1 protein-coding gene is annotated in these 1,209 nt (G+C 37.3%); it reads left to right on the forward strand.

The features are described 5' to 3' along the window. Nucleotides 1-260: 260 nt before the first annotated feature. The coding region (locus H5072_RS19915; RefSeq protein ID WP_182694576.1) for a nucleoside-diphosphate sugar epimerase/dehydratase at nucleotides 261-1,209 on the forward strand (949 nt) is incomplete at its 3' end.

A 1,209-nucleotide genomic window follows, 5' to 3' on the forward strand; every position in this document is an offset into this window, starting at 1 on the left:
GATCAAGAAATGATTAACACATTAAATATAAAAAACTATTTCAGTTACATCATTCAAACTGTGGCAGGAAAAGGAAGTGGCGATAGAGTTAAGTAGTAAACTTTAAAATACACAAAGTTACAAAGAATAACCAAATACATAAAGACTATATTACCTTGTGTCTATAGTCTTAAATTATTAAGTGCAATAGCTGTTCATCTTGTAGTAAAATTGTAACTAATAGAATAGTGGTATCACTGCTAACTTCAGGGAATTGTATTGTGTTTTTAAAATTTTTAGTTAATTTGCCCCGCCCCAAAAAAAGAATTGTATCACTTGTTATTGATAGCATTTTTATAGTAGTTGCTTTTTGGCTCGCTTTTTTACTAAGGCTAGACAGCGCCGCCGTTTTAAAAAATACACATACTTGGATTTTACTTGCCGCCTTGCTACCGGTTAGCCTATTAAGTTTTGTTAAACTTGGGCTGTATAGGGCTGTGTTACGTTATATGAATACACAAGCCATGTGGGCAATAATTGCTGGGGTTATACTATCAACCGTCTTTTTGACAGTATTGTCCTTTTTTCTTAGTGCCCCCGTACCACGCACCGTTCCTTTTATTTACGCTAGCTTTTGTATTTTATTTGTTGGCGGTGCGAGGCTCACAGTACGTGCCGTCGTTGGACAAATTACCATGCGCCGCAAAGAGGGGGTAATTATATATGGTGCTGGTTCTGCTGGTCGCCAATTAGCAACTGCCTTAGCAAATGGCCCTGAATACTCACCAGTTGCATTTATTGATGACGACCCTAAAAAGCATTTATCGCTAATTCAAGGGGTTTGTGTTTATGCTCCATCACAAATTGCTGAGGTTGCAAAGCAAAAGTGCGCGAGTAAAATTTTACTTGCTCTTCCTAGCGCATCAAGAAGTCGTCGAAAAGAAGTCCTTAACGCAATAGAAAAATTTAAATTACAAGTTATGACAATACCAGGCATGGCAGATATTGTTTCGGGAACAACTAATCTTGATGAAGTGAAAGATGTTGAAATTGATGACTTGCTAGGTCGTGATTCAGTTCAACCACGACAAGATCTTATGTCTGCAAATATAACTAATAAAGCAGTTATGGTAACGGGGGCCGGTGGTTCAATTGGTTCAGAATTGTGTAGGCAAATAGTAAAAAACAATCCAATCAAACTAGTTTTGTTTGAGCTGTCTGAATTTGCGT

The organism is Pseudoalteromonas sp. SR45-5, from assembly GCF_014163565.1.
In the GTDB taxonomy this organism is placed as follows: Bacteria; Pseudomonadota; Gammaproteobacteria; order Enterobacterales; family Alteromonadaceae; genus Pseudoalteromonas; species Pseudoalteromonas distincta.